The following is a 2,939-nucleotide window of genomic DNA, read 5'->3' on the forward strand; positions in this document are numbered from 1 at the left end:
TGATAGAGTTGAATGATAGAGTTGAATCATCTGTTTTTTAAATTCGGAAGTGAATGTACGGCGTTCTCTTTTCGTCATTTTGAGTGCTCCTTATCTGTAATAAGTTAAGTGTAGCTGCCCTTAAAATATCTGTCCAGATAAGTGTAGACGATTCAAGGTCTCACTTTACCAAGCACTCTACTATGATAAATCCTTTTTATCATTTTTGCGGTTCGTGCATATCCCAATGAAATTTATATGAGTTAATAAAAATAAGTTCAATATATTTTTAAATTATGGTATTTGCTGTATTATACATTCTAGCAGGTTCCACAGCCTAGCCTTAGTATGTTGGAAAGTCTTCTCCAACAGTAGAATCTATAACTCCACTAAACAATACCAGGACAGTATTAGTTTTTCTCACCGTTTTTCGCATTGCTAACCTCATTTTTTTCAGCCCTTTTTGCTCTCCGCCCCTATAATCCGGTTGGAAAAACATTCTTTTTTCTTCTAATATACTTTCTATTGCACTTCTTTTGCAGGGACTAAGTAAATATAGTGTCTAACTTTTTGGGTTCACTTCAGTATTCCAGACCTCTTTCATAATCACATCCGATGCGTGAATCAACTACCTTTTGGATTTATCTTTTATAGATTTTGCTATTGCTAAAAAAATGATGTTAATATAGAAGTAGCTATTTTAAAAAATTATAGGAGTGAAGGACAATGAGTGTACATAAAGCCCTTACGTTACATGCTCAAAAACAAAATCAACTTTTTACTGAATTTTCCCTATTAGAMCAACAACGTGAAGATTATATTCAAAGAGCTATAGAATTATGTAAGGCTGAAAAGGATTTTACAACAGACCATATTAATCAAATCACTATGCAAATCAATGTTCTTGCAAACCAAAGGCTAATACCTACTCGTAAATTAGTTACCCCAGAAATGGTTCATTCATATGTGGAGTCATTAAAGTAAAATAATTTACTGATCTCTTAGTCGTAAGAAAAAGCACCGAATATCGGTGTTAACCCTCGACCTCCTAATCAAATATTAAAGATAATTTATAGCCCCCAGAAATGAGGGCTCTTTTTCTTTTAATCTAATAAAAAGAGTTAATTTTGAAAAAATACTTTCGTTGGTTTTCTTGTAATTTATGTTGTTAGCTTGATGGGCATGCCATCAAAACACGGATTTACAACGCTAAGGAGTGTGTAAAAAATAACCGGTTTTCACCACGGTAAGGGTGTAACCGGTTATTATTACTATTATTAGTTGTTCCACGGTCGAAATGATTCTAAGGTAGTAACCCTTTTTTAATCCAATCGATACTCTAAAAGTTATATTTTGTTAACTTTGTTTCGCTATTTTATCTCTAATCTCCGCAATGGATAAGCCAGATTTCTTTAAGCTTTTAATAGTCTCAACTCTTTCCACTGCTGCTTCTCGAGGGTAACGACGTGTTAAGTTTTCATCTAATTGTTCAAATGGAATTAAATTAGCTTCGGTATAATATTTTAATGTACTGTATCTCAAATCAGTTATTCGAGCCAGTTCACCGATAGATATATACTCAGATTTCAAAATATCTTCTAATGAACGTCTCCTTGACACTTAAATCCCCCCTTATGAACCTGCCGAAGCAGAAGCAATGATTGTAGTAATTGTGTGTGATAACGCATCAATCATTGCAAAAATTTCTTTGTTAGCCGTATCATTGCGAAGCATAGATAATTTGTCATTAAGGTCTTCTTCCTCGAATTTACTGAAATAGTTCTTCAACATACGACTGCCTATTAACAAACTTGAAAGAACAACTGTATCGGTTGAAACTGGTCCCTCTTCTAATAATTCTGCACGAATTTGTTCTACAATTAATTTTTTAGCACCTTCACTGGGTATAAAGTGGTTGGATCGTCCTAATAAGCCAGCATTTGTTTTGGAGACCAAATCCAATTCCACTAAAGAATCACCGACTGCGTTGAATAATTCCTTGAATAAATTTCGTTTAGTAACTATTCCTCTTGCTAATTTTTTCAGGGATATTGAATTATCTTCGGAAATCATATTATAGATTGAACCCAAATACCCTTTATTACTTGGTAAATCTTGTTTTACTGTCACTTGATTCTCCGAAAACGAAACAATATCTTCTGCTATAAGTTCTAAAATTCCACTGGCAACCATAAAAGCACGAACCCTCATACTACCAATAGCGGCAACACTGCCTTTATCATTTAGTGCTAATAATAAATATTTTTGCGAAATTTCCATATCCTTCATAAAAAACACCTCTCATTAGTTTTAGTCCAATTCAATAATGTGACTTACCGTTTATCACTTATTACTTATCACTTATTACTTATCACTTATTACTTATCACTTATTACTTATCACTTATTACTTATCACTTATTACTTATCACTTATTACTTACTACTTATGATTTAAACTATGCATTTTATTTCTTTTTGTGTCAAGTAAATTTAATTTTGGGAGCAAAAAATGGGCTGTCTCAAAATCATTTTTTCACGATTTTGAGGCAGCCCCTTCTTTTTTGATATTAAGGCTTAGTGATTGTTGTTTTTAAAACGAAACTATTTAAGGTTGATTGGAGCGGAAGTGCGAGACTCCTGCGGGAGCAGCGGGACAGGTGAGACCCCACAGGCGTTTACGCCGAGGAGGCTCACCGCCCGCACCAAGGAAAGCGAGCATCATCTGGAGGGGAAATCAACCACAACTCACTACCTGGTAAATAGCACATAGTATGTGAAAACAGCCAATAATAAAAAAAGGGCTAATTTATTAGTCCTTCCAGTTTGTAGACAAAAGGGGTTCGGAATTAAAAAATTCCGAACCCCTTTTTGAGATTCCCTTTGAATTTTTGCCTGAAGTTAGGAGATTGGGGCTCTACGAGCCCACTATGTTAGGCCATTTTTGGACCTCGCCATGTCC

The 2,939-nt window shown here is 34.6% G+C and carries 4 protein-coding genes; 2 read left to right on the plus strand and 2 right to left on the minus strand.

The genetic code is table 11. The annotated features are described in order from the left end of the window. The first annotated feature begins 705 nt into the window (after positions 1-705). Positions 706-963, plus strand: a complete 258-nt coding sequence (locus AC1DVK_RS26610; RefSeq protein WP_477627795.1) for a DUF2533 family protein — start codon at positions 706-708, stop codon at positions 961-963. A 372-nt stretch (positions 964-1,335) separates the two neighbouring features. Here AC1DVK_RS26610 and AC1DVK_RS26615 read toward each other — a convergent pair whose 3' ends face one another. Further along, on the minus strand, positions 1,336-1,599 hold the full coding sequence (locus tag AC1DVK_RS26615; RefSeq protein WP_089363280.1) for a MerR family transcriptional regulator: 264 nt from the start codon (positions 1,597-1,599) through the stop codon (positions 1,336-1,338). Between the two features lie 12 nt (positions 1,600-1,611). Continuing rightward, the gene (locus AC1DVK_RS26620) at positions 1,612-2,268 is read right to left on the minus strand and encodes a GPP34 family phosphoprotein (RefSeq protein ID WP_410862413.1); all 657 of its coding nucleotides are present in this window, start codon (positions 2,266-2,268) and stop codon (positions 1,612-1,614) included. A gap of 296 nt (positions 2,269-2,564) precedes the next feature. Between AC1DVK_RS26620 and AC1DVK_RS26625 the strand changes: the two genes are divergently transcribed. Further along, on the plus strand, positions 2,565-2,750 hold the full coding sequence (locus AC1DVK_RS26625; protein ID WP_477627796.1) for a hypothetical protein: 186 nt from the start codon (positions 2,565-2,567) through the stop codon (positions 2,748-2,750). Positions 2,751-2,939 lie beyond the last annotated feature (189 nt).

This window comes from Peribacillus sp. P4_B1 (assembly GCF_056402395.1).

Coding starts and splice junctions, on each gene's coding strand:
- AC1DVK_RS26620 (WP_410862413.1), bottom strand. CDS start 2,268: ATGAAGGATATGGAAATTTCGCAAAAATATTTATTATTAGCACTAAAT.